Source organism: Kitasatospora sp. NPDC001547 (assembly GCF_042894165.1).
Taxonomy (GTDB): Bacteria; Actinomycetota; Actinomycetes; order Streptomycetales; family Streptomycetaceae; genus Kitasatospora.
Genome location: NZ_JBIAVL010000005.1, coordinates 216,201 through 238,565, shown reverse-complemented (window position 1 = coordinate 238,565; position 22,365 = coordinate 216,201). Strand labels below are relative to the sequence as shown.

Annotated in this window: 25 protein-coding genes, 1 tRNA gene, 1 other RNA gene and 2 pseudogenes; 13 read left to right on the top strand and 16 right to left on the bottom strand. The window is 73.3% G+C overall.

The genetic code is table 11. The features are described 5' to 3' along the window. Positions 1-162: 162 nt before the first annotated feature. Positions 163-2,049, top strand: a complete 1,887-nt coding sequence (locus ACFY0X_RS11960) for a S9 family peptidase (protein WP_387752438.1) — start codon at positions 163-165, stop codon at positions 2,047-2,049. Further along, on the top strand, positions 2,046-2,645 hold the full coding sequence (locus tag ACFY0X_RS11955) for a hypothetical protein (protein ID WP_387752435.1): 600 nt from the start codon (positions 2,046-2,048) through the stop codon (positions 2,643-2,645). Before ACFY0X_RS11960 ends, ACFY0X_RS11955 begins: the two co-directional genes overlap by 4 nt. Before the next feature lie 22 nt (positions 2,646-2,667). Here ACFY0X_RS11955 and ACFY0X_RS11950 read toward each other — a convergent pair whose 3' ends face one another. From ACFY0X_RS11950 to ffs, 10 genes are all read right to left on the bottom strand, one after another. Then, the gene (locus ACFY0X_RS11950; protein ID WP_387752432.1) at positions 2,668-3,447 is read right to left on the bottom strand and encodes an SURF1 family protein; all 780 of its coding nucleotides are present in this window, start codon (positions 3,445-3,447) and stop codon (positions 2,668-2,670) included. Positions 3,448-3,591: 144 nt separating this feature from the next. After that, the gene (locus ACFY0X_RS11945) at positions 3,592-4,809 is read right to left on the bottom strand and encodes a hypothetical protein (RefSeq protein ID WP_387752430.1); all 1,218 of its coding nucleotides are present in this window, start codon (positions 4,807-4,809) and stop codon (positions 3,592-3,594) included. Then, on the bottom strand, positions 4,802-5,347 hold the full coding sequence (locus ACFY0X_RS11940) for a SigE family RNA polymerase sigma factor (RefSeq protein WP_387752427.1): 546 nt from the start codon (positions 5,345-5,347) through the stop codon (positions 4,802-4,804). The genes ACFY0X_RS11945 and ACFY0X_RS11940 overlap by 8 nt, the downstream gene beginning before the upstream one ends. A 291-nt stretch (positions 5,348-5,638) precedes the next feature. Beyond that, a complete protein-coding gene (locus ACFY0X_RS11935) occupies positions 5,639-6,715 on the bottom strand; it encodes an aspartate-semialdehyde dehydrogenase (RefSeq protein WP_387752424.1) in 1,077 nt (358 codons plus the stop codon). Positions 6,716-6,775: 60 nt separating this feature from the next. After that, a complete protein-coding gene (locus ACFY0X_RS11930; RefSeq protein ID WP_387752421.1) occupies positions 6,776-8,056 on the bottom strand; it encodes an aspartate kinase in 1,281 nt (426 codons plus the stop codon). Positions 8,057-8,412: 356 nt separating this feature from the next. Next, positions 8,413-9,126 (bottom strand): DUF5063 domain-containing protein, encoded by a 714-nt coding sequence (locus ACFY0X_RS11925; RefSeq protein WP_387752418.1) that lies wholly within the window; start codon positions 9,124-9,126, stop codon positions 8,413-8,415. Continuing rightward, entirely contained in the window at positions 9,119-9,718 is a 600-nt protein-coding gene (gene recR, locus ACFY0X_RS11920; protein WP_355259448.1) for a recombination mediator RecR, read from the bottom strand. The genes ACFY0X_RS11925 and recR overlap by 8 nt, the downstream gene beginning before the upstream one ends. 216 nt (positions 9,719-9,934) lie before the next feature. Next, on the bottom strand, positions 9,935-10,273 hold the full coding sequence (locus tag ACFY0X_RS11915; RefSeq protein WP_387753174.1) for a YbaB/EbfC family nucleoid-associated protein: 339 nt from the start codon (positions 10,271-10,273) through the stop codon (positions 9,935-9,937). Between the two features lie 144 nt (positions 10,274-10,417). Continuing rightward, complete coding sequence (locus tag ACFY0X_RS11910; RefSeq protein WP_387752414.1) at positions 10,418-12,619, bottom strand: DNA polymerase III subunit gamma and tau; 2,202 nt, start codon at positions 12,617-12,619, stop codon at positions 10,418-10,420. Positions 12,620-12,684: 65 nt separating this feature from the next. Beyond that, positions 12,685-12,781: signal recognition particle sRNA small type (gene ffs / locus ACFY0X_RS11905), an RNA gene on the bottom strand. A gap of 107 nt (positions 12,782-12,888) precedes the next feature. On the opposite strand from ffs, the gene ACFY0X_RS11900 reads away from it, so the two are divergent. From ACFY0X_RS11900 to ACFY0X_RS11875, 6 genes and pseudogenes are all read left to right on the top strand, one after another. Further along, positions 12,889-12,973, top strand: a tRNA-Ser gene (locus ACFY0X_RS11900). A gap of 231 nt (positions 12,974-13,204) precedes the next feature. Continuing rightward, entirely contained in the window at positions 13,205-13,648 is a 444-nt protein-coding gene (locus ACFY0X_RS11895) for an ATP-binding protein (protein ID WP_387752412.1), read from the top strand. 120 nt (positions 13,649-13,768) lie between these two features. Continuing rightward, the gene (locus ACFY0X_RS11890; RefSeq protein WP_387752409.1) at positions 13,769-14,125 is read left to right on the top strand and encodes a MarR family transcriptional regulator; all 357 of its coding nucleotides are present in this window, start codon (positions 13,769-13,771) and stop codon (positions 14,123-14,125) included. Between the two features lie 194 nt (positions 14,126-14,319). Continuing rightward, positions 14,320-14,490, top strand: a pseudogene (locus ACFY0X_RS11885) (STAS domain-containing protein); the annotation flags it as partial. A gap of 19 nt (positions 14,491-14,509) precedes the next feature. Beyond that, a complete protein-coding gene (locus tag ACFY0X_RS11880) occupies positions 14,510-14,632 on the top strand; it encodes a hypothetical protein (protein ID WP_387753227.1) in 123 nt (40 codons plus the stop codon). Then, a pseudogene (locus tag ACFY0X_RS11875) lies at positions 14,592-14,875 on the top strand (DUF6296 family protein). Before ACFY0X_RS11880 ends, ACFY0X_RS11875 begins: the two are co-directional and overlap by 41 nt. 100 nt (positions 14,876-14,975) lie before the next feature. Here the strand turns inward: ACFY0X_RS11875 and ACFY0X_RS11870 are convergent. After that, on the bottom strand, positions 14,976-15,401 hold the full coding sequence (locus ACFY0X_RS11870; RefSeq protein ID WP_387752406.1) for a CBS domain-containing protein: 426 nt from the start codon (positions 15,399-15,401) through the stop codon (positions 14,976-14,978). Between the two features lie 254 nt (positions 15,402-15,655). Between ACFY0X_RS11870 and ACFY0X_RS11865 the strand changes: the two genes are divergently transcribed. Then, the gene (locus ACFY0X_RS11865) at positions 15,656-16,105 is read left to right on the top strand and encodes a DUF5994 family protein (protein WP_387752403.1); all 450 of its coding nucleotides are present in this window, start codon (positions 15,656-15,658) and stop codon (positions 16,103-16,105) included. Between the two features lie 215 nt (positions 16,106-16,320). Next, positions 16,321-16,899, top strand: a complete 579-nt coding sequence (locus ACFY0X_RS11860) for a DUF5994 family protein (protein ID WP_387752401.1) — start codon at positions 16,321-16,323, stop codon at positions 16,897-16,899. Positions 16,900-16,938: 39 nt separating this feature from the next. Here the strand turns inward: ACFY0X_RS11860 and ACFY0X_RS11855 are convergent, their stop codons facing one another. Beyond that, positions 16,939-17,190, bottom strand: a complete 252-nt coding sequence (locus ACFY0X_RS11855; RefSeq protein WP_387752398.1) for a hypothetical protein — start codon at positions 17,188-17,190, stop codon at positions 16,939-16,941. A gap of 126 nt (positions 17,191-17,316) precedes the next feature. Here ACFY0X_RS11855 and ACFY0X_RS11850 point away from each other — a divergent pair, with 126 nt between their 5' ends. The 3 genes from ACFY0X_RS11850 to ACFY0X_RS11840 all read left to right on the top strand — a co-directional run bounded on the left by ACFY0X_RS11850 (position 17,317) and on the right by ACFY0X_RS11840 (position 18,626). Then, positions 17,317-17,673 (top strand): PRC-barrel domain-containing protein, encoded by a 357-nt coding sequence (locus tag ACFY0X_RS11850; RefSeq protein ID WP_387752395.1) that lies wholly within the window; start codon positions 17,317-17,319, stop codon positions 17,671-17,673. 30 nt (positions 17,674-17,703) lie between these two features. After that, a complete protein-coding gene (locus ACFY0X_RS11845) occupies positions 17,704-17,871 on the top strand; it encodes a hypothetical protein (protein ID WP_167352938.1) in 168 nt (55 codons plus the stop codon). A 146-nt stretch (positions 17,872-18,017) separates the two neighbouring features. Beyond that, positions 18,018-18,626 carry a DUF5994 family protein gene (locus ACFY0X_RS11840; protein WP_387752393.1) on the top strand — a complete coding sequence of 203 codons (609 nt, stop codon included), beginning with the start codon at positions 18,018-18,020 and terminating at the stop codon, positions 18,624-18,626. Between the two features lie 69 nt (positions 18,627-18,695). On the opposite strand, the gene ACFY0X_RS11835 is transcribed toward ACFY0X_RS11840, so the two are convergent. From ACFY0X_RS11835 to ACFY0X_RS11820, 4 genes are all read right to left on the bottom strand, one after another. After that, positions 18,696-18,941 carry a hypothetical protein gene (locus ACFY0X_RS11835; protein ID WP_387752390.1) on the bottom strand — a complete coding sequence of 82 codons (246 nt, stop codon included), beginning with the start codon at positions 18,939-18,941 and terminating at the stop codon, positions 18,696-18,698. Between the two features lie 55 nt (positions 18,942-18,996). Continuing rightward, on the bottom strand, positions 18,997-19,488 hold the full coding sequence (locus tag ACFY0X_RS11830) for a DUF5994 family protein (RefSeq protein ID WP_387752388.1): 492 nt from the start codon (positions 19,486-19,488) through the stop codon (positions 18,997-18,999). A 156-nt stretch (positions 19,489-19,644) separates the two neighbouring features. Beyond that, a complete protein-coding gene (locus ACFY0X_RS11825) occupies positions 19,645-20,841 on the bottom strand; it encodes a PP2C family protein-serine/threonine phosphatase (protein ID WP_387752385.1) in 1,197 nt (398 codons plus the stop codon). 436 nt (positions 20,842-21,277) lie between these two features. Beyond that, the gene (locus tag ACFY0X_RS11820; protein ID WP_387752382.1) at positions 21,278-22,264 is read right to left on the bottom strand and encodes an aldo/keto reductase; all 987 of its coding nucleotides are present in this window, start codon (positions 22,262-22,264) and stop codon (positions 21,278-21,280) included. Between the last annotated feature and the right edge of the window lie 101 nt (positions 22,265-22,365).

Here is a 22,365-nt window from a genome sequence, read left to right as displayed (position 1 = left end):
CGGGGCGGGGTCCCCGAGCGGCCCGGGCGGAGTCTCCGAGCGGCCCCGAGGGGTCCCCGGGGAGTCACGGCGCGGCCCCGCGGGGCCCCGGCGCCCGGGGCGGGTGTGCCGAAGCCCGCCCGCCCGTTCCCTTCCCTCGCCCCGATCGGGTTGGATGGTCGGATGAGCGAGGAGAAGAGCGCCGTACCGGCGTGGGAGCAGCGGTTCAGGGCGGCCCGGGTGTCACTGCCGGACTGGGCCGAGGACGCCCCCGACCGGGCGCTGTACGTGTCCAACGCGACCGGCACCTACGAGGTCTACGCCTGGGACCGCGCCACCGGCGCCCACCGCCAGGTCACCGACCGTCCGAACGGCACCACCGACGCCGAGCTGTCCCCCGACGGCGACTGGATCTGGTGGTTCGACGACCACGACGGCGACGAGTTCGGCGTCTGGCGCCGCCAGCCGTTCGCGGGCGGCCCCGACGAGGAGGCCGTTCCCGGCCTCGCCGCCTCCTACTCGGCCGGCCTGGCCCTCGGCCGCGACGGCACCGTGGTCGTCGGCCGCTCCACCGACGAGGACGGCACCACCCTGCACCTGCGCCGCCCCGGCGCCACCGAGCCGGTCGAGATCTACCGGCACGAGGAGTACGGCGGCATCGGCGACCTCAGCCACGACTCCACGCTGCTCGCCATCGACCACACCGAGCACGGCGACGCGATGCACTCCGCGATCCGGGTGGTGCGCCTGGACGGGGACGGCGGCGTCGAGACCGTCGCCGAACTGGACGAGGTCACCGGCCGGGACGAGCCGCGCGGCGTCGCCTGCCTGGGCTTCGCCCCGGTCGAGGGCGACACCCGCCTGCTGGTCGCGCACCAGCGCACCGGCCGCTGGGAGCCGATGATCTGGGACGTCGCCACCGGCGCCGAGACCGCCCTGCCGCTGCGCGACGAGCAGGGCCGCGAGCTGCCCGGCGACGTCTCCGCCCAGTGGCGCCCCGGCGCCCGGGAGCTGCTGGTGGAGCACGAGTACGAGGCGCGCAGCGAGCTGTTCTCGTACCGGCTCGCCGACGGCCGGCTGACCCGCCTGGACACCCCGCGCGGCACCGTCGGCGGCGCCACCGCCCGTCCGGACGGCACCGTGGAGTACCTGTGGTCCTCCGCCGCCGAGCCCTCCGCCGTCCGCTCCACCGCCGGGACGGTCGTGCTGCGGGCGCCCGGTTCGGTGCCGCCCGGCTCGGTGCCGGTCGAGGACGTCTGGGTGGACGGGCCCGGCGGGCGGGTGCACGCCCTGGTGCAGCGGCCGGCGGCGCCCGCGCAGGGCCCGTACCCGACCGTGTTCGAGATCCACGGCGGCCCGACCCACCACGACAGCGACTCCTTCGCGGCCGGGCCGGCCGCCTGGCTGGACCACGGCTTCGCGGTGGTCCGGGTCAACTACCGCGGCTCGACCGGCTACGGCCAGGCCTGGACGGACGCGCTGCACGAGCGGGTCGGCCTGATCGAGCTGGAGGACATCGCGGCGGTCCGCGTCTGGGCGGTCGACAGCGGCCTCGCCGACCCGGCCCGGCTGGTGCTCGCCGGCGGCAGCTGGGGCGGCTACCTGACCCTGCTCGGCCTCGGCGTCCAGCCCGACAGCTGGGCGCTGGGCATCGCCGCCGTGCCGGTCGCGGACTACCACACCGCGTACGCCGACGAGATGGAGGCGCTGAAGTCGCTGGACCGCACGCTCTTCGGCGGCACCCCGGAGGAGGTCCCGGAGCGCTTCACCGCCTCCTCGCCGCTGACCTACGTCGAGCAGGTGCGGGTGCCGGTGTACATCAGCGCCGGGGTCAACGACCCGCGCTGCCCGATCCGGCAGATCGAGAACTACGTCGAGCGGCTGGAGCAGCTCGGCAAGCCGCACGAGGTGTACCGCTACGACGCCGGGCACGGATCGCTGGTGGTGGAGGAGCGGATCAGGCAGCTGCGGCTGGAGATCGACTTCGTCCGACGGCACCTGGGCACGGCGTCGGCGGAGACCGGCGCGGGCGGCACGGCCGGCGCGGGCGGCGCCGGGGGTACCGCGTGAGACGTCTGCTGATACTCGCGGGGGCGACGGTGGCCGGGGCCCTGGTGCTCACCGGCTGCTCGGGATCGCAGCAGAACAACGCCTCCTGCCCGCCGCCCGCCGCTCCGCCGGCGCCGAGCTCCTCGGCCGTCGTGCCGACGCCGGCCGCGCCCACCACGGCCCCCGGCGCCGCGGCACCGCTCGCCACCGGCACGCCGCTCGCGGCCCCGGCACCACTCGCCACCGCGACCAGGGCGAGCGCACCGGGCGCCGGGGGCGCGGGCGCGACCGTCCTGCGGGCGGCGTACGCGTCGGTCGACGGGGACGAACCGGTCCAGCTCGCCAAGGGAGGCGGCGGCAAGAGCGGCTCGTCCGGTTCGAAGGGCTCGGGGTCCAAGGGCTCCAAGAGCGGCCGCACCGTGCACCACCACACCGACAACTACAACTCCAGCAACGGCAGCGGGAACGGCCGCAACTGCGTCGGCGTCCCGACGCCGGCGCCCAGCGGGACACCGGCGGCACCCCTGCCGACCGCGCCGGCGGCCGCGACGCCGGTGCCGACCGCACCGCCGAAGCCGGCGGTGCCCGTACCGGTGGCCCCGTCGGCCAAGCGCTGAGGCCCGGGGCCGCTCGGGAGCGTCAGTCCAGGACCGGGTCCAGCCCGAGGGCCCGGTCCTGCTCCGCCTCCGCCTCGCGGCGCACCAGGCGGTACCACATGAAGACCACGAACCCGCCGAAGACGAACCACTCCAGGGTGTAGCCCAGGTTCTGGAACGCGCGCAGGGTGAGCCCGTCGCCGCCCTGCGGCTGCACGGTCGGTACGGGGGCCAGGCCGGCGGGCGCGTCGTCGGCGGCCACCCAGCCGTCGTACCAGCCGTCGTACTCCAGCACGTTCAGCAGCGACGCCCGGTTGATCATGCCGAGCTGCCCGGCGGGCAGACCGCCCGCCACCGCGCCGTTGCTGCCCACCGACTCGTTGGCCTGCAGGCGCCCGGTCACCGTCACCTGACCGCCCGGCGGCGGCCCGGCGGCGGCCGGGTCCCCGGCCGCCCAGCCGCGCACCACGGCGACGGCGTGGCCGTCGGCGGTGCGCAGCGGGGTGAGCAGGTAGTAGCCCTGCTTGCCGTCCACCACCCGGTTGGGGACGAGCAGTTGGTGTTCGGTGTCGTAGCTTCCGGTCACCGTGACGGCCTTGCCGACGGTCTCCGTGCTCACCTGCGGGGCCGCCTGGTTGAGCAGCTCGTCGATCGGCCGGGCGTCACCCGAAGCGGTGACCGCCTGTTTGGCGTCCTGGTGCGTGGACACCCGGTCCTCGAACCGGCCGAGCTGCCAGGAGCCCAGCCACAGGCACACCGCCACGGCCGCCACGGCCACGACGGTGCCGCCGAGCCAGCGCGGAGTCAGGAGGAACCGGTACACACCCCCACGGTAACCACTCCTCACACCCGCCCGGCCCCCGGGCCCCGGGACACGAGGTACCGGGCACGGCGGCCAACCGGTCCCGCCGCGGCGTCCGGCCCGAGCCACGGGCGGCGGGGCGCGCCGGCCGCGGTCACCCCGCGGTCACCCCGCCGTCGGCGAGCCCGACGGCTGCGGCGCCGGGCCGCCCAGGCCCTCGACCCCGCCGCGGTAGACCGTGCCGCCGCACGACACCGGCAGCGTCGCCGTGGCGGCCGCCGGGCTGCCGGGGGCGGGGGTGTGGGCGATCGTCACCGCGGCCGGCGCGGTGGTCGGGTTGCCGGTCGGGGTCGCGGTCGGGCTGGGGGCCGTGGTGGGGCCGGCCGACGGGGACGAGGAGGCCGGCGGGTTGGCGCTGGGCGCGTCGGTGGGGGCGGCGGCCGGGGCGCCGGACTCGACGGCGGGGACGTTCGAGCGCAGGGCCGCCTGGTTGACCCCGTTCGACGTGGCGGTCAGCGTGCCGGATCCGGTGCAGGTCTGGTCGGGGACCCAGGCGAACGGCACCCGGTACCCGGCCCGCGGCGCGAGCACCGGCGGCTCCCCGTCCATCGCGGGCAGCCCGGCCGCCGGGTCGCCCGGGGTGTGGTCGGCGGTGCGGACGCGGCCGCGGTCCCCGCCGCTGACGGCGGTGACCGCCACCGAGCCCGGCCCGCCGAGCCGGCAGCTGTGGTCGGAGACGTTGTGGACGGTGAACGAGCCGTAGATCCGCCCGGCCCCGTCGGCCGGGCCGACCTGTGCGACGCCCTCGCCGAGGTCCGCGCGGGTGCAGAGCAGGACGATGCCGCCGTCGCCGGCGCCGGAGGTCCCGGTGGGCGCGACGCCGCCGTCGGTGTGGGCCAGCCCGCCGCCGGGGGTGTGCGGGGCCGAGGCCGTTCCGGGCGGCGGGGTGGCGCCGCCGGTGCCGCCCGGGTCGGCGTGCGAGGCCGTACCGGAGCCGCCGACCGTTCCGGCGGTGCCGCTGGGGGAGGCGGCGGCCGGGCTCCTGGTGTCCGCCGAGCCGGGGCCGCCGGAGAGCCCGAGGTGCTCCCCCTCGTGCAGGACGGGCAGGCCGACCGCGACGACGAAGGCGAGCGCGGCCGCCCCGGTCCAGGCGCCGCGCCGGGCGGCCCGGCGGCGGGGTACCGCCCGCCGGATCCGCGGCAGCCCGCCGGCCGCGGGCTGGATGCCGGAGACGGCGCCGTGCAGCAGCTCGCGCAGCGCCCGTTCCTCGGTGGACAGGTCCAGGAGCTCCGGGACCTCGCCGGCGGGACCGTCCGCACCGGGCACCCCCGCACTCGGAACCCCGTCCTCCGGTCGCCGTCGGCCGCCGCCCGCCTCAGCCATGTCCGGCCTCCATCTGGATCCGGAGGGCGGCGAGTCCGCGCGAGCCGTAGGCCTTCACCGAGCCGAGCGAGATGCCCAGGGTCTCGGCGACCTGCGCCTCCGTCATGTCCACGAAGTAACGCAGCACCAGAACCTCCCGCTGACGGCGTTGCAGACCACGCAGCGCGGCCTTCAACTGGTCGCGCTCCAGGGCATCGTAGGCACCTTCTTCTGCACTGGCCATGTCAGGCATGGGCTTCGGCAGCAGTCGCAGCCCGAGGATGCGCCGGCGCAGCGTGGAGCGGGACAGGTTGACGACCGTCTGCCGCAGGTACGCCAGGGTCTTCTCGGGCTCGCGCACCCGGCGCCGGGCGGCGTGCACCCGGATGAACGCCTCCTGGACGACGTCCTCGCAGGTCGAGAGGTCGTCGAGGAGCAGCGCCGCGAGCCGCAGCAGCGAGCGGTAGTGCGCCTGGTAGGTCTCGGTGAGCAGGTCCTCGCTGGTACCCGCGTCGGTACCGGCACCGGAGTCCGCCGCACCGCGTGCGGCCGCCGTCATCTGGTCTTCTTCCGGCCTACTCGCAGGCCACGGGGCGCGCGACGGGAAGGACACCGCGGATCTCGCCGGGATGCCCGCCCTTGCCCCCACCATCACGTTCGCCACGCACGTTGGACACTCGATCCCCTGTCATGGTTGCCCGGCCCGGGGCCCATTCTTCCGCATGGGCGAAAGGGGCCTCCAGGGGATTCCCACGGGATTCCGGACAGATTGTGTCGAGGAGCGGACACAGGTATGGACACACTTGTGGACACAACCGGGCACATCGGGACGCGCGCGGGCCCCGGAACGCTACTCCTCCGGCTCCGCCGGCCGGCCCGCCGCCAGCTCCGCCGCCACCAGTTCGGCCAGCTGCACCAGGTTGAGCGCCGCCCCCTTGCGCAGGTTGTCCCCGCACAGGAAGAGGTCCAGCGCCTCCGGCTCGTCCAGCGCCCGCCGGACCCGCCCGACCCAGACCGGGTCCGTCCCGACCACGTCGTTCGGCGTCGGGAACTCGCCCGCCGCCGGGTCGTCGTAGAGGACCACGCCCGGCGCGTCCCGCAGGATGTCCTGCGCGTGCTCCTGGGTGACCTCGCGTTCGAACCGCGCGTGGACGGCCAGCGCGTGGGCGCGGACCACCGGGATGTGGACGCAGGTCGCCGAGACCTTCAGGGCGGGCAGGCCGAGGACCTTGCGGGACTCGTCGCGGATGCCCATCTCCTCGGCGGACCAGCCGCCCTCGCGCAGCCCGCCGGTCCAGGGCACCGCGTTGAGCGCCAGCGGGGCGGCGAACGGCCCCTGATCGGCGATCAGGGCGCGCAGGTCGCCGGTCTGCCGGCCGGCCCCGGTGCCCGCCACCAGCGCGGACTGGGCGCGCAGCGCCGCCTCGCCGGCCCGACCCTCGCCGTCGGCGGCCTGGTAGGAGGCGACCACGAGCTGCGCCAGCCCGTACTCGGCGTGCAGCGCGCCCACCGCGGCGATCATCGCGAGGGTGGTGCCGGCCGGGCTGGCGACGATGCCGCGCGGGCGGATCCGCAGCGCGGCCGCGTTGACCTCCGGGACGACCAGCGGCACGTCCCCGGCGGTGCGGAAGGCGGCCGAGTCGTCGATCACCACGACGCCCTTGGCCGCCGCGACCGGCGCCCACCGGGCGGAGACCGGGTCGGGCACGGCGAACACCGCGACGTCGATCCCCGCGAAGGCCTCCTCGGCCAGCGGGACGACCTCGACGGTCTCCCCGCGCACCACCGCCTCGCGGCCGGCCGAGCGCGGGGAGGCGACGAGGCGGATCCCGCCCCAGACGTCCTGGCGGAGCGAGAGCAGTCCGAGCAGCACCTCGCCGACCGCGCCGGTGGCGCCGACGACGGCGAGGTTCGGACGCCGGGTCATCGCCCGGCGTCCCGGCCCGGTGCCCGGGTCATCGCCCGGTGCCGCCGTTCCGCCCGCGGGTCATCGCCCGGTGCCGCCGTAGACGACGGCCTCGTCGCTCTCGCTGTCCAGGCCGAAGGCGCTGTGCACGGCGCGGACGGCCTCCGGCACGTCCTCGGCACGGGTGACCACCGAGATCCGGATCTCCGAGGTGGAGATCAGCTCGATGTTGACGCCCGCGGCGGACAGCGCCTCGAAGAAGGTCGCCGTGACGCCCGGGTTGGAGCGCATCCCGGCGCCGACCAGCGAGATCTTGCCGATCGCGTCGTCGTAGCGCAGCGACTCGAAGCCGATGCCCTCCCTGACCCGCCCCAGCGCGTCGATGGCCTTCTGGCCCTCGGTCTTGGGCAGGGTGAAGGAGATGTCGGTCAGGCCGGTCGACGCGGCGGAGACGTTCTGCACCACCATGTCGATGTTGACCTCGGCGTCGGCGATGGCGCGGAAGATGCGCGCCGCCTCGCCCGGCTTGTCGGGCACGCCGACGACGGTGACCTTGGCCTCGGAGGTGTCGTGGGCGACTCCGGAGATGATGGCCTGCTCCATCTCGCCCCCTTCGGGCTGGTTCGGGTTGTCGTTGCTGACGATCGTCCCGGGAAGACCCGAGAAGGACGAGCGTACGTGAATCGGGATGTTGTAGCGACGGGCGTACTCGACGCACCGGTCGAGCAGCACCTTGGACCCCGACGAGGCCAGCTCCAGCATGTCCTCGTAGGCGATCCAGTCGATCTTGCGGGCCTTCTTCACCACGCGCGGGTCGGCGGTGAACACGCCGTCCACGTCGGTGTAGATCTCGCAGACCTCGGCCTTGAGCGCGGCGGCGAGCGCCACCGCGGTGGTGTCCGAGCCGCCCCGGCCCAGCGTGGTGATGTCCTTGCTGGTCTGGGAGACGCCCTGGAAGCCGGCCACGATCGCGATGTTGCCCTCGTCCAGGGCGGTGCGGATGCGACCGGGCGTCACGTCGATGATGCGCGCCTTGTTGTGGACGGAGTCGGTGATGACGCCGGCCTGGCTGCCCGTGAAGGACTGCGCCTCGTGCCCCAGCGATTTGATCGCCATGGCCAGCAGCGCCATGGAGATGCGCTCTCCAGCGGTCAGCAGCATGTCGAACTCACGGCCGGCAGGCAGCGGTGACACCTGCTCCGCGAGTTCGATGAGCTCGTCCGTCGTGTCGCCCATCGCGGACACCACGACGACGACCTCATGGCCGGCCTTCTTGGCGTCAACGATTCGGCGGGCCACGCGCTTGATGCCTTCGGCATCCGCAACGGATGAGCCGCCGTACTTCTGCACGACAAGGCCCACGTGCGCTCCTCGACTCGAAGTCTCTTCCGGGGGCCGCGGGCCCCCGTACCCCCCTGGGGAGAGGGGGGTGCGGTCCTCGTCAGTCTACCGAGCAGGGGTGCTCCGACCGGCGCTTTCCATATGGTGAGATGGTGGTTTCAGCACGTGAACGGCGGGGCGGGCGGCTCCGCCGTCAGGTCTGCGGGGGATCCGGTACGGCTCCGAAGAATCGGCGGACCGGGGGGCGGCGATCCGATCGGATTTCTTTTCCGGCCGGGCCGCTGAGGCATTCGTCACAATCCGTGGACGCCGTCGCGGAATACCGCCTCCGGCTTCCTGATCAGCCCGTGCCCGGACGGGCCGCGCGCCCGACGGGACTACCGCCCGAGGCCCAGCTCGGCCGCCATCAGGTCGCCCGCCTGCTGCTCCAGCTGCTCGTCGGTGAGCCCGTCGTCGTCGGTGTCCGCGCCGTCCGGCACCGCGCCGATCGGGCTGTCCAGCCGGACGTGGGCGATCAGCGACTGCAGGGCCCGCAGCACCGCCGTACAGGTCGTGCCCCAGTTGGAGAGGTACGAGAACTGCCACCACCACAGCGCCTCGCTGACCCGGCCCTCGCGGTAGTGGGTCAGGCCGTGCTGGAGCTCGCCGACCACGCCGGCCAGATCGTCCGAGATCCGGAAGGCGTTGGGCTTCTCCGGCGGACCGTACGGGTCGAAGACCTCGTGATAGACGTCGATCGGCGCGAGCAGCTCGGCGAGGCGCTCGCGCAGCTGCTCGCCGTCCGGCTCGGGACCGGCGTCCGGCTCGAACCGGTCCTCCGGGACGACGTCCTCGATCGCGCCCAGCCGGCCGCCGGCCAGCAGCAGCTGCGAGACCTCCAGGAGCAGCAGCGAGACCGCGCTGCCGGGCTCGTCGCCCTTGGCGACCTCGGTGACGGCGAGCACGAAGCTCTCCACCGAGTCGGCGATCTGCACGGCGAAGTCGTCCGGCTCCGAACCGTGGCCGTGGATGTGCGGGGCGTGTGCCCCCGGGGCCCCGTGGGACTGCTGGTGGGGGGTGTGGGGCTGCTGGTTGATCGTCCGGTCAGACATCGAGCAGTCGTCTCCCTTCGAAGGCGCGGCCGAGGGTGACCTCGTCCGCGTACTCCAGATCCCCGCCGACGGGCAGGCCGCTCGCCAGACGGGTCACCTTCAGGCCCATCGGCTTGCAGAGCCGGGCCAGGTAGGTGGCGGTCGCCTCCCCCTCCAGGTTGGGGTCGGTGGCCAGGATCAGCTCGGTGACCGTGCCGTCCGCGAGGCGCGCCAGCAGCTCGCGGATCCGCAGGTCGTCCGGGCCGACGCCCTCGATGGGGCTGATCGCGCCGCCCAGCACGTGGTAGCGGCCGCGGAACTCACGGGTTCGCTCGATGGCGACGACGTCCTTGGACTCCTCGACCACGCAGATGACGGCGAGGTCGCGGCGCGGGTCCAGGCAGACCCGGCACTGCTCGGCCTCCGCGACGTTGCCGCAGACCACGCAGAAGCGGACCTTGTCCTTGACCTCCAGCAGGGCGTGCGCCAGCCGGCGCACGTCGGTCGGGTCGGCCTGCAACACGTGGAAGGCGATCCGCTGGGCGCTCTTGGGCCCGACGCCGGGCAGCCTGCCCAGTTCGTCGATCAGGTCCTGAACCACGCCCTCGTACAACGTCGCGCCTTCCTTCGGATGGTCGGTGGTGCCGGGTGGCCGGTCGGGCCGGTGGCCGGTCGTGCTGAGCGGCCGGTGGCACCGGACGGCCGGTGGTGTTCCGGTGCCATCATCCAACGAATCGGGCGTCGGACACAGCGCCCGACGCCCGACTCCCACATAAATCACATGGGTCTGTCGTCTGAACTTCAGACCTTTATGCCGGGAAGCCCGACGTCAGAACGGCAGACCGGGGATGCCGCCGCCCAGGCCCTGGGTCAGCGGGCCCATCCGCTCGGCCTGCATCTTCTGCGCGGTCTGGTTGGCGTCCCGGACGGCCGCCAGGATCAGGTCGGCCAGGGTCTCGGTGTCCTCCGGATCCACGGCCGCCGGGGCGATGGTCAGCGCCACCAGCTCACCGGCACCGGTCACCGTCGCCTCGACCAGGCCGCCGCCCGCCGTCCCGTTCACCTTCGTGTCGGCCAGCTCCTGCTGGGCCTTCGCGAACTCCTGCTGCATCTTCTGCGCCTGCTTCATCAGCTGCTGCATGTTGGGCTGGCCACCACCGGGGAACACGGCTGTCTCCTTGCTGTCACGGCTGTCGTGCGGTGCTTCGTTCGTCACCGCCGAGCCTACGTGCTGCCCGCCGCTCCGGGCCCCGGACCGGGGCCGGTTCAGGGTCGCCTCAGGGGCCCGTCGTTCCGGGGGACGGGGCGCGGGTCAGGAACCCTGGTGGTGGATCTCCTCCAGCACCGTCGCCCCCAGCTCGCGGATGATCAGCTCCTGGCCGGAGAACACGTCCTCCTTGAGGTCCGGGTCGTCCTCCTCCGGGATGTCGTCCTCCGGCGCCACCGACCGCACCGGACGGGCCGGCGCCGCCACCGGCGGCGGGGCCTGCACCGGCGCGGACCGCACCGGCGGGGCCTGGACGGGGGCGGGCGCCGCCTGGACCGGCGGAGCCTGTACGGGGGCCGGGGCGGGGGCGGGCATCGGCGGCGCGGCGGCCGCCGGACGCGCCGGGGCTCCCCAGCCCCCGCCGCCCTGGGCGCCCGGAGCGCCGCCACCCGGAGCGCCGCCGGACGGGCCGGCGGTGCCGCCGGACGGGTCGACGATGCACTCGATCCGCCAGTCCACGCCCAGCGCGTCGGCCAGCGCGGCGCGCAGCACGTCGTCGCTGTTGCTGCCGACGAAGCTGTCCCGGGCGCCGGCGTTGATGAAGGACACCTGGAGCACGCTGCCGTCGAACCCGGCCACCTGGCCGTTCTGGCTGAGCAGGATCCAGGTGAAGCGGCGGCGGTTCTTCACCGCCTCCAGGATCTGCGGCCACAGCTGCCGCACCTGCGCGGCACCCTGCTGCGCGGACGCCGACGGCTGCCCGCCGGGAGCCGCCGGGGCGGGAGCGGGCGCGGGGGCGGGCGCGGGGGTCGGTGCCGGAACGGGGGCCGCCTGCGGCTGCGCCGCGGGGGGCGCGGCGGGGGCACCGCCTGCGGGGACACCACCGGCGGGCGGGAAGCTGCGCGGGATCGGCCAGGCACCCGGCGCCGGCCCGGCGGGCGCGGCAGCGGGCGGCGGGGCCTGCACGGGCTGGGCGGCGGCCTGCACGGCCTGCGCGGCCGCTACGGGAGCGGGCGCCACCGGCGCTTCGGCCGCCGGAGCCACCCCGGCCGGGGCGACCGCCGCCGGTACGACCGCCGTCGGAGCCGCCGCCGGGGCCGCCATCGGCATCCCCCCGGGGACGGCCATCGGCGCGGCGAACCCGCCCGCGGACGCCCGCCGCTCCAGCTTGTCCAGCCGCGCCTGCAACGACAGCTCGTCGCTGTACGCGCCCGGCAGCATCACCCGGGCGCAGATCAGCTCCAGCTGCAGCCGGGGCGCCGCGTTGCCGCGCATCTCGGTCAGCCCGGTGTTGACGATGTCGGCGGCCCGGCTCAGCTCGGCCGCGCCGAACGCGTCCGCCTGCGCCTGCATCACCGCGACCCGGTCGGCCGGGGCGTCGATCAGCCCCTTCTCCCCCGCGTCCGGCACGGTGGCCAGGATCACCAGGTCGCGCAGCCGCTCCAGCAGGTCGGTGACGAAGCGGCGCGGGTCGTGCCCGCCCTCGACCACCCGGTCGACGGCCTGGAACACCGTCGCCCCGTCGTGCGCGGCGAAGGCGTCCACCACCTCGTCCAGCAGCGCGGAGTCGGTGTACCCGAGCAGCGCCGTGGCCATCTGGTACGTGACGCCGCCCTCGCCGGCCCCGGCCAGCAGCTGGTCCATGACCGACATCGAGTCACGCACCGACCCGGCGCCCGCCCGCACCACCAGCGGGAACACGGCGTCCTCGACCTGGATCCCCTCCCGGCCGCACACCTCCGCCAGGTAGTCGCGCAGCGTGCCGGGCGGGACCAGCCGGAACGGGTAGTGGTGCGTCCGGGACCGGATCGTCCCGATCACCTTCTCCGGTTCGGTGGTCGCGAAGATGAACTTGAGGTGCTCCGGCGGCTCCTCCACCACCTTGAGCAGCGCGTTGAAGCCGGCCGAGGTCACCATGTGCGCCTCGTCCAGGATGAAGATCTTGTACCGGCTGTGCACCGGCGCGAAGAACGCCCGCTCGCGCAGCTCGCGCGCGTCGTCCACACCACCGTGCGAGGCGGCGTCGATCTCGATCACGTCGATCGACCCGGGGCCGCCGGTCGCGAGGTCACGGCAGGACTGGCACTCCCCGCAGGGCGTCGGCGTCGGCCCCTGCTCACAGTTGAGGCAACGGGCCAGGATGCGCGCGCTCGTCGTCTTGCCACAGCCGCGCGGCCCGCTGAACAGGTACGCGTGGTTGACCCTGTTGTTGCGCAGGGCCTGCTGGAGCGGAGCGGTCACGTGCTCCTGCCCGATGACCTCCGCGAAGGTCTCGGGGCGGTAGCGGCGGTACAGGGCTAGGGACACACCCCCGACGATATCGGGACGGACCGACAAACGCGTCGCCTCTCGCTCCCACCGGGCCCCGGGAACGCGAAGACCCCTCGTGTACCCGTCAGAGCCCTCCTACCCTTGCTGCCTTCCGGCCCTGGGGGGGTTCAGAGAGATAACGCCACACGAGGGGCTGACACCCACACTACCGGATCCCCGCCCCGAGGATCCACAGGCACCCCCGCCCTCCCGCCTGCGGGATCGGTGGTCGCGAGCACCCCGAAACATGTACTAAGCTCTCCCACGGAGGATTCGCCTAGAGGCCTAGGGCGCACGCTTGGAAAGCGTGTTGGGGGCAACCCCTCACGAGTTCGAATCTCGTATCCTCCGCCTTTGCCTAGCAAGGCAGTTGAAGGCCCTGACCGGGTTTCCGGTCGGGGCCTTCTTCGTGTCGTGGTCTCAGTTTTGGTCTCAGTTCGTCGGCGCCGGGTGAGCAACTGCTCCGGACCACCCCGGCGGCACCGCAGTCCCGGAGGCCCGACCGCTGCCACGCACATGATCCCCGCCTGAACGGGTAGCCGCGTGGTTCGAGGAGCTGCAACGGGAAGCAGGCGAACCGCCGTGGAGAGTCACCTCGGCCCAGCAGCAGTCCTCCATCACTGCCACCTGGATTTCACTGCCGGAAGTGGGGCGTCCCCCGTCAGCGAAGGTAGGGCGTTCACCCGCCGAACCCTGTCCGGTTGGCATCTCGCCCCATCCGTTCTCGGCGACGACGTCCAGCTCATCGTCTCGGAACTGCTCACCAACGCCGCCAGGTACACGGCGGGCCCACTCGCACTGGATCTGGACCAGAACGGCCCGTGCCTGCGCATCACCGTGACCGACCCCCAATCCGGCAGCACGCTGCCCGACCCCGGCACGCACCAACCGTCCCGGGTCGGCGGCCATGGCCTGTTCATCGTCGACCGCCTCGCCCTCTGCTGGGGCGCCCTCCCGAACGACGGCGGCAAGGCCGTATGGGTCGAACTCCTCGTCCCCTCCGAACAACCACCGCCATCGCCTTGAAACCTGCGCCGTGACACGGATCCGCGGGCGAAAACTCGACCCCGCGTTCCACGGTGTGGCCCATCAGCGGATCATCAAGTCAGGCATGGCAAAAGCGGAATCCGGGTTCATACTTGAGGTGTGTCGGATGAGCGAGAGCCGCGAACGAGCTGGACGTTCCTGACCCAGCACGCGCGTGTGCTGTTGATGATCTCGCGGGATGCGGACGTCCGCTTGCGGGACCTGGCCGCGATGTGCGGCATGACCGAACGGGCCGCGCGGGCGATCGTCACGGACCTGGAGAAGGCCGGCTACCTGACCCACTCCCGGCACGGACGCCGCAACCGCTACCAGGTGGTCCGCGGCACGTACTTCCGTCATCCCGCCGAGGGCCACCGCGAGATCGCCGGGCTGCTGGCCCTGTTCGCCGATCCCGCCCCCGACGCCGGCCACCAGCCTGCGACCACCACCGGTGATCATCATGATGAGCATCCGTGACCCCGCGCCAACCCGTCCCCCGTACCCCGCCGCACCTTGTGCGCGTCCCGGCCGCTCTGCCACCACCCCTCCCGTTGAGGCGGTGAGTCCAGTGCCCGACCCCAGCGGATCCACCCGGCACGACTGCCCCGCCCCCCCCGCGCGTTCCCACCCCGCACCTGCGGATCACCACTGCGAAGCTCCCTGGGACGGCCGTGATCGTCCGCCTCGACGGCGAAGCGGACCAGGAAGACCGCCGCAAGCTGGACGACGCCCTCTCCCGCGCTCTCCAGGACCGCCCACCCCGGCTGGTCATCGACCTGGCCGGCCAGACCTTCTGCTACTCCGTGTGCCTCAACGCCCTGCTCGCCGCCCGTATGGACGCGAGGGCCGCAAGGGGCGGAGATGGTGCTGGCAGCCCCGCCGCCCCAGACCATGCGATTGCTGGAGATCACCGGCACCGACGAACTCTTCACCGTTCGGAGCGATGTGCGCGTCGCCCTGGCAGGTGCCAGGGAGATCGGGTGAGGAGCTCCGGACGGACACTCCGTCTCGCTACGCGGTGACCCCTCCGGGTGTACCCGGCAGGCACAGTCCGATCGAGGTCGTCGTCGTTCATGCCACGGACGAGGTGACCGCGGACGGGGCCCTGGTTACGCGGACAAGGCCGGGACCTTCCGCGTAGGGATCATCGAGGAGACGGCCCGACCGCTCGCCGAGCCGACCGGACAGGGACGGCACACCTGCCTGCACGCCACCCCGCTGCCCTGACCTCGCCGCAGTTTCGTTCCGGGCGTGGCCCGACCTGCCACCGTGCTCGATTCCCGGCGGGCGCAAACAGCCCAGGACTCTCGACCGCGGGCACTCCGCCTCAGGCAGCCTTGCCCGCAAGGAGGCTGGTGACACGGTCGGCCATGAGGACACCGAGGATGTAGCCGTCCTCGTCGACGACGGGCCAGACCGCCAGGCGCTTGACCCGCATGGCGATCGCGGCCAGGGCCAGGCCCATGGTCGGCCAGGCGAACGGGCCGCGCTGGTGGGTGGTGGCGCTGATCGCGGTCCGTCCGGTGTACCAGGAGCGGTTCAGGAACGGATGGAGTCCGGTGCGGGTGACCAGCCCCTCGCACCGGCCGTCGTGGTCGCGGACCAGCAGGTAATCGAGGTGGGCGCCGCGGAGGACGTCGTCGGCCTGGTCGACGGTGCTGTCGTCGGCTATCTGGTAGTCGCAGGGGTCCATGGCGTCGGCGACCGTGAGGCCGTGGCCGGGCCGCACCGACTGCGGGGAGTGGGTGGTCACGGTGCTCACCGTTCCCGTCTCCGGCCGCCCCCTGGGGGCTGCCGAGCTTTCCTTCACCCAGAACGAGGCCGGAACGGTTACCGGAATGCGTGATGCCCTGGATGCCTACGACCCTACTCCGGTGGCGAGCGGCCCGGAGCAGCCCGCTGCGGAGTAGCTTGGGAGACAACCGAGGACATATCGCACACCGGCATCAGCGTCGACGTCGCCCTGGGTCATGACGGGTCCCTCGCGGACCGGACGGGCGGCTTCGCATGATGCCGATTCCTTTCCCCACCTCTTCCTCTCCTGGGCCGTGGACGGCACCCGGCGCCCCGCTGCTGCCTCGCCTGGTGCTGGAACCGACGATGTCACGGGAGGGCGTCTTCGACGGCGCCTGGTGGCCCCGCTCGAACCACGTCCTCGCCGAACTGCCGGACCTGATCACCGCGCTCGGTGCCCACGTCGGGCGCATCGTCCGGGTCGGCCTCGACACCTCGGCCTGGGACGGCGTGCCCCGGTCCGTGGCGGCGAACGGCCTGACGGTCAGAATCAACTGGTGCACCGGCAGCGACGCGACAATCAGCGTCACCCGGGGGTTCCAGGACCACTTCCTGCTGCTGGTGGTACCGCCCGGCACCAAGTCGGCAACGGCCGCCTCGGCGATGGCCGGCGCCTCGGCGACCGGCAACCACACCCCGGCGGCAGAACTCCTGCTCGGCTGAGCGGCCCGGGCACGGTCCCGGTCTCGGCTGCCGCTTCGAGAAGGCGGCAGCCGACGCCGCGTCCAGACCGGACCGGACCGGACCGGACCGGACCGGAGTAGCCTGGACATCACCGAAGGCACTTCGCATGCCGGCACCGGATACTGGCGTCGTCTCCGGCGAACGGCAATGCCGGACCCGGTCTCTCGGCCGGGCCTGGGGACAGGTCTCTGATCATGACCACGACCCTCGATCGTGCGACGACGCCCGCCGCCACGGATTCCACGGCACGGCTCTCCCTCACGCCCGGTGGCGTGCGGCCCGGCCGTCTGGACGGAGCCTGGTGGCCGCGCTCGCGCGATCTTCTTCTCGAACTCCCCGTCCTGGCCGCCGAGATCGACGAGCGGTGGGGCCGGATCACCCGGATCACCGTGAACCCCGCGCAGTGGCCTGTCATCCCCCGGCGGATCCCGGTCACGGGTCACACCGTCCACGCGGGCTGGTTCACCATCGAACAGGACCAGCACACGATCATGGTCTGTTCCTATGCCCCCCGCCGGCTGAGCCTGCTGGTCGTGCCGCCCCAGACGGACGCCGTCGAGGCCGCCCGGCTGATGGCCGAGGCCGCCGATCCCGCGAACACCAGGACCGCGAGCGAACTGCTCACCGCCGAGCCGAGCACCGGTGCGACCGGGCCGGAACTCGGTTCCGATTTCCTGCCGTCGGCCGTCACACCCTCCATTGGGCTTGGCGAGGCCGACCGGCGAGCCGATCTCGCCCGGAGCCGGGCCGCCTCCTGGCCGGCATCCGCGTAGGCGGCCGGCGGGAGCTACCCGGGCCGGGGCCGGGCTGGCTCACTCGCGTGACCACTCGGTCTCGGCCTGGGGTTCACCGTCGGTACCAGTCCCTTCCCAGAGCCGGACCCTGACTGCCCGAGGGCCCGGCGCGGGTCGGGAGAGGGTGCGAACGAACACGTCCCGGAGATGGTTGGCCGCCCGCTGCGGCGGACCGTCGTACTCCAGCGGATTCGACATCGTCGTGTCGTCCTGCCGGGACCAGCGGCCGTCGTCGTCCTGGGTCTCCAGAATCCACCGGTAGCGCTGCATCGTGCCCTCCTGTGACAACCCTCCTGCCCTGACACGACCGTACGAGGCGAGCGGGCGGAGGGCGACCGGGGATGTCGACCGGCAGCCCCGGTACCACAATGGAACCAGGAGCGGAGGAGGTGGCCGATGTTCGAGGCAGGCGACATCCGGGAGTGGCGCGGCCATGACGTGGTCGACGCCGACGGACACAAGATCGGCACGCTGGAGTCCGTCTACGTGGACACCGCGACCGATCAGCCGTTCTTCGCGACGGTCATGGTCGGCCTGCCCACCCGCCGCCGCCTGGTGTTCGTCCCGCTGTCCGACGCGACGGTAGGTCCCGGTTACCTGAAGGTCCCCCGGCCCAGGAGCCAGGTGAAACACGCCCCGGCCATCGACACCGACGGCGAACTCCCCGCCGAGGACGAGGCAGCCGTCTTCGCCCACTACGGGCTGGACTACGCACCGGGCACGGGCGGGGAGCGCCGCCTGGCCCGCCGCTAGGAGCCCTCCGGACCATGAAGGAGGCCGACGATGGCCCTGGTACTGTTCCTCGTCATCGTGGCGATCGTGCTCGGACTGGTCGGTGTCGTCGCCGAGGGCCTGAAGTACCTGCTGTTCATCGGCATCGCCGTACTGATCGTCGCGCTGATACTCTCCGCCGTCCGGTTCCGGCGCGGTGGCCGGTCTGTGAACCGCTGAGTACCGTGCCGGGTCCGGGCCGGACCGGGAGTAGCCTGGACATCACCGAAGGCACCCCGCATGCCGGCACCGGACACTGGCGTCGTCTCCGGCGAACGGCAATCCCGGACTTGGCACCGGCCAGGCTCGGAGACGGGTCCTTGATCATGACTGTGATCGACGGCGCGACGCTTGCCACCCCCGAACCCGCCCTGCGGCTCTCCCTGGCACCGGACGGCCCGCGAGCCGGACGGCTGGACGGGGCCTGGTGGCCCCGATCGCATGACCTTCCTTCCGAACTCCCTGCCCTGGCCGCCGAACTGGACGAGCGATGGGGTCGGATCGCCGGAATCGCCGTGAACCCCGCCCAGTGGTTGACCGTCCCCCGACGGATCCCGGTCGCGGGCCACACCGTCCATGCGAGCCACACCGTCCACGCGAGCTGGTTCACCGCCGTGCAGGACCAGCACACGATCTCGGTCCGCTCGCACCCTGCCCGTCGGCTGACCCTGCTGGTCGTCCCGCCGCGGACGGGAGCCGTCGCTGCAGCCTGGCTGATGGCCGAGGCCGCCGATCCCGGGAACACCAGGACCGCGAGCGAACTGCTCGCCGACGAGCCGTCCGCGAAGATGCCCGACCGGCGGGGGATCGTCTGGCCGGTACGCGACCCCTTGGTCTCGGCCTGGGGCTCCGCCCGGTGGGGCGGGCCGTCGTCCCCGCCCGGGCGCTCCGGCACTGGCCCCCGACCGGCCACCGGTGCCGCCGACCACCGGTGACGCCGCTCCCGATCGTTCGCCGACTCGCTCCCGGCGGCTCGCCGTCAGTACCTTCGGTGCTCGGCACCGTCAGTACTCGGCGCCGCGTCGCAGGTAGCTGCCCACGACCTGGAGCCACGCCCCCGGGCCGAAGCAGACCTCGATCCGGTACGGCGTGTCCTCGAAGACGCGCAGGACGCGCAGCGCACCGCTCGGGTGCAGGTCGTACTCGAAGGTGACGCCGTCCGCACCGTCCTCGTACTGCATGTCCAACGGCCCCTTCGACGGCTCCGCCGGTGCCCGGGCCTCGGCCGAGAGTTTCACGTAGACGGACATCTCTCCGTCCCGCCTTTCCTGTCTGCCCGAGGAACCCGGCTTGCGGGGCCGTCCCTCAGGACGCTTCGGCCGACGGCTCGGGACCGATGCCGGTGGCGACGAGGATCTGCCCTGCCGAGTCGGTTCCGCCGGCCTCGACCGCGCGTGCCATCGTGGCCAGGGCCGCCTCCCGGCTCGCCTGCGGGGGTACGACGAGCAGGCTGAAGTGATCGCGGTCACCCCGCGTGACGATCACCGTGTCGTCACCGACCGGATACCGGTCGATGTGCACCGACCGGCCGTCGACGACCAGCCGGGCCGGCACGTCGTCCCAGGCATCCGTATCCAGGCCGACGCTCGCCACGGGGCCGAGGTGTTCGGCCAACGCCCTGACCAGACCGGGGAGTTCGGCGCCGACGTCGCGTGAACGCGGCCACCACGCACCGTCGAGCGCACCCTCGCGCGACTGTGTGGTCTCCAGGCGTAGCAGCACCGTCCCCGGCTTCGCGGCCTGCCGGAACCGGTCCGGCAGGAGTCCCGGGAGCGCGGCGCCGGGTTCGTCCGACATGACTCGCCACCTGTTCCGTGGACGCGGACCGACCCCACGGGGCGAGGGCCGACCATCGGGGAACGGCCGTCGGGCCGCCCCGATATCCCCACGGTACTCCGCCCGCGCTTCGCCGACCCGGCCGGTCACGAGAGCCCGCGCGGGGTACCGGCCCTCTCAGCGCCACTCGATCAGGAACAGGGTGGCGTCGTCGCTCGTGCGACCGCCCCGCTTCTCCTTCAGGACGTGGGAGAGCGCGCGCACCACGGCCCGCACCGCGCCCTGCGAACGCTCGACGCGGTTGACCCAGTCGATGAGCTGCTCCTCCCCGAACTGCTCCCCGCCGGGCTCGCGCTCCTCGACCAGGCCGTCGGTGAAGCACAGGACCCGGTCACCGTGCCGCAGCACCCGTTCGCTGATCACCGGCTGCTCGCCGCCGAACCCGACCGGCAGGGTGGTGGCGCTCTCCAGCCGCTCGACGACGACGTGGTCGCGGATCAGCAACGGCTGGGGATGACCGGCGTTGACCCACTGCAGGTGGCCGGTAACAGTGTCCAGGCGCATCATCTGCGCGGTGACGAAGTGGTCCGGCCCGAACTGCTCCGCGACGGCCCGGTCCATGAACGCGTAGATCTCGGCCAGCCCGATGTCGGCGCGCCGGGCGTGCCGGTACGCGCCGATGGCCACGGTCGCCATGGTCGCGGCGTCCAGCCCGTGGCCCATCGCGTCGATCGTGGCCACGTACAGCACCTCGTCGTTGAGCGCGTAGTCGAAGCTGTCCCCGGCCACCTGGTAGGCGGGTTCGAGGATGCCCGCCACCGCGACCCGGGGGACGGTCATCGACAGCGGTGGCAGCAGCGACCACTGGATCTCCGCGGCGACGCTCATCGGCTGGAGGCGCCTGGCCTGGAAGATCCGGTCGGTGTAGCCGGCCTTGGTCACCAGCAGGTCCGCGACCAAGCAGGCGAACCGGCGAAGGAGCCGCCGGTCGTCGTCATCGACGCCGTCCAGCGTGAGGGCCAGCACCCCCACCTCGTCGCCACCGTCCAGCAGCGGCAGGTACACCCGCACCTCGTCGGCCAGCGGTTCCTCGACGGGTACACCACGCAGGAAGGCCGCGCCCGCAGGCGAGCCGTCGATCGGCACCGGCTCACCGCCAGCCAGTCCCCGGCCGGGCAACGGCACCAGCGCCAGCTGGCCGTAGTCCTGCAGCAGGACGGCCGGGGCACGGCCGCCGGCCCTCGTCACCGCTTCGGCGACCAACGGACCGATGAGCCACGGCGGCAGCTCATGGGCCTGATCGAGCAGCGCGCCCAGCAGGTGCTCGCCGAATCCCTCCGCCCGGCCAGGTCGGCACTCGCCACCGCTGCTCACCGCCGCGTCCTCCCTGCCTCGCGCCCGTCGACGCGGCCGCGATCAACCCCGAACAGCCCGGTGCGGTTCGCCGGACCGGTACTTCCATTACGCCCGACGGCAGCGCGTTGCGCCCCCCGGTCACGATCTCGGGCCGCCGCGGAGCACGGCCGACCCCGGTCGCGGGTCCGGCTGCGGTCACTCCCGTCCAGCCCCGTTCCGAGATCGGCCCACGGATCGCTCCGCCGCAGGCCAGGGCGGACACGGGCCTCTCCGGACAGCCGGACGAACAGGCGGAGGGCGTGTCGGAGGCACCCCCTCACGCGTTCGGATCCCGTCTCCTCCGCCTCTGTCCACCAGGGCGGGCGAAGGGCCCGACCGCACGGCGGTCGCACCCTTCGTCGTTCCGTGGGTGCGCGCGTCGGCGGACTGGGCGGCGGCAGGTGGCGGCGGCTGGTCAGGAGTCGATGAGTCGCATCTCCGCGGTGTCGTAGCGGGCACCGGTCACCCGTCGGGCGACCGCGTTCAGCTGCTCCAGGTCGGCGCTGCTCAGGCGCAGGTCGTCCGCGGCGGCGTTCTCCTCCAGCCGGCGGCGGTGCCGGGTGCCGGGGACGGGCACGACGTCGTCGCCCTGGGCCAGCAGCCAGGCCAGGGCGAGCTGGGCCGGAGTGCTGCCCGTCGTGGCGGCCAGCCGCCTGAGTTCGTCGACCAGGCGCAGGTTCGCGGTGAAGGCGTCGCCGGTGAGGCGCGGCACGTGTCCGCTGCGGCGGAAGTCGTCGGGGGCGAGCTGGGCGGGGTCGCTCAGCCGACCGGTGAGGACTCCACGGCCGAGGGGGCTGTAGGGGACCAGCGCGATGCCCAGCTCGCGCAGCACCGGCAGGACGGTGTCCTCCACGCCGCGCTCCCACACGCTGTACTCGGTCTGCACCGCGGTGATCGGGTGGACGGCGTGCGCGCGGCGGATCGTGTCGGCCGCCACTTCGCTGAGACCGAGATGGCGCACCTTGCCGGCGGCCACCAGCTCGGCCATGGCGCCGACGGTGTCCTCGATCGGTACGTCCGGGTCGACACGGTGCAGGTAGTACAGGTCGATGTGTTCGACGCCGAGTCGCCGCAACGAGGCGTCCGCGGCCCGACGGACGTGGGCCGGACTTCCGTCGACGCCCCGCACGGCGCCGTCCTCGTCCCGGACGAAGCCGAACTTGGTGGCGATGAAGGCCTGCTCCCGGCGGCCGGAGAGTGCCGCGGCGAGCAGCTTCTCGTTGCCTCCGCAGGCGTACATGTCCGCGGTGTCGAACATGGTGACGCCCAGTTCCAGGGCCCGCCTGATCGTGGCGACGGCCTCGCCCTCGTCGCCGGGGCCGTAGAACTCGCTCATTCCCATGCAGCCGAGTCCCAGGCCGCCCACCTCCGGCCCGCCCGGACCCAGGGTGCGGGTACGCATGATCGCTCCTCCAATTTCGGTCGATACCGGATTCGATCGCAGCGGGCCCCGGGGCGACCGCCGCGGACGCGGGCCTGCCGATAGGCCGGCAGGCCCGCGCC

Coding starts and splice junctions, on each gene's coding strand:
- ACFY0X_RS11960 (WP_387752438.1), top strand. CDS start 163: ATGAGCGAGGAGAAGAGCGCCGTACCGGCGTGGGAGCAGCGGTTCAGG.
- ACFY0X_RS11945 (WP_387752430.1), bottom strand. CDS start 4,809: ATGGCTGAGGCGGGCGGCGGCCGACGGCGACCGGAGGACGGGGTTCCG.
- ACFY0X_RS11940 (WP_387752427.1), bottom strand. CDS start 5,347: ATGACGGCGGCCGCACGCGGTGCGGCGGACTCCGGTGCCGGTACCGAC.
- ACFY0X_RS11935 (WP_387752424.1), bottom strand. CDS start 6,715: ATGACCCGGCGTCCGAACCTCGCCGTCGTCGGCGCCACCGGCGCGGTC.
- ACFY0X_RS11925 (WP_387752418.1), bottom strand. CDS start 9,126: ATGTCTGACCGGACGATCAACCAGCAGCCCCACACCCCCCACCAGCAG.
- ACFY0X_RS11880 (WP_387753227.1), top strand. CDS start 14,510: ATGGTGCTGGCAGCCCCGCCGCCCCAGACCATGCGATTGCTGGAGATC.
- ACFY0X_RS11865 (WP_387752403.1), top strand. CDS start 15,656: ATGATGCCGATTCCTTTCCCCACCTCTTCCTCTCCTGGGCCGTGGACG.
- ACFY0X_RS11860 (WP_387752401.1), top strand. CDS start 16,321: ATGACCACGACCCTCGATCGTGCGACGACGCCCGCCGCCACGGATTCC.
- ACFY0X_RS11855 (WP_387752398.1), bottom strand. CDS start 17,190: ATGCAGCGCTACCGGTGGATTCTGGAGACCCAGGACGACGACGGCCGC.
- ACFY0X_RS11850 (WP_387752395.1), top strand. CDS start 17,317: ATGTTCGAGGCAGGCGACATCCGGGAGTGGCGCGGCCATGACGTGGTC.
- ACFY0X_RS11845 (WP_167352938.1), top strand. CDS start 17,704: ATGGCCCTGGTACTGTTCCTCGTCATCGTGGCGATCGTGCTCGGACTG.
- ACFY0X_RS11840 (WP_387752393.1), top strand. CDS start 18,018: ATGACTGTGATCGACGGCGCGACGCTTGCCACCCCCGAACCCGCCCTG.
- ACFY0X_RS11835 (WP_387752390.1), bottom strand. CDS start 18,941: ATGTCCGTCTACGTGAAACTCTCGGCCGAGGCCCGGGCACCGGCGGAG.
- ACFY0X_RS11830 (WP_387752388.1), bottom strand. CDS start 19,488: ATGTCGGACGAACCCGGCGCCGCGCTCCCGGGACTCCTGCCGGACCGG.
- ACFY0X_RS11820 (WP_387752382.1), bottom strand. CDS start 22,264: ATGCGTACCCGCACCCTGGGTCCGGGCGGGCCGGAGGTGGGCGGCCTG.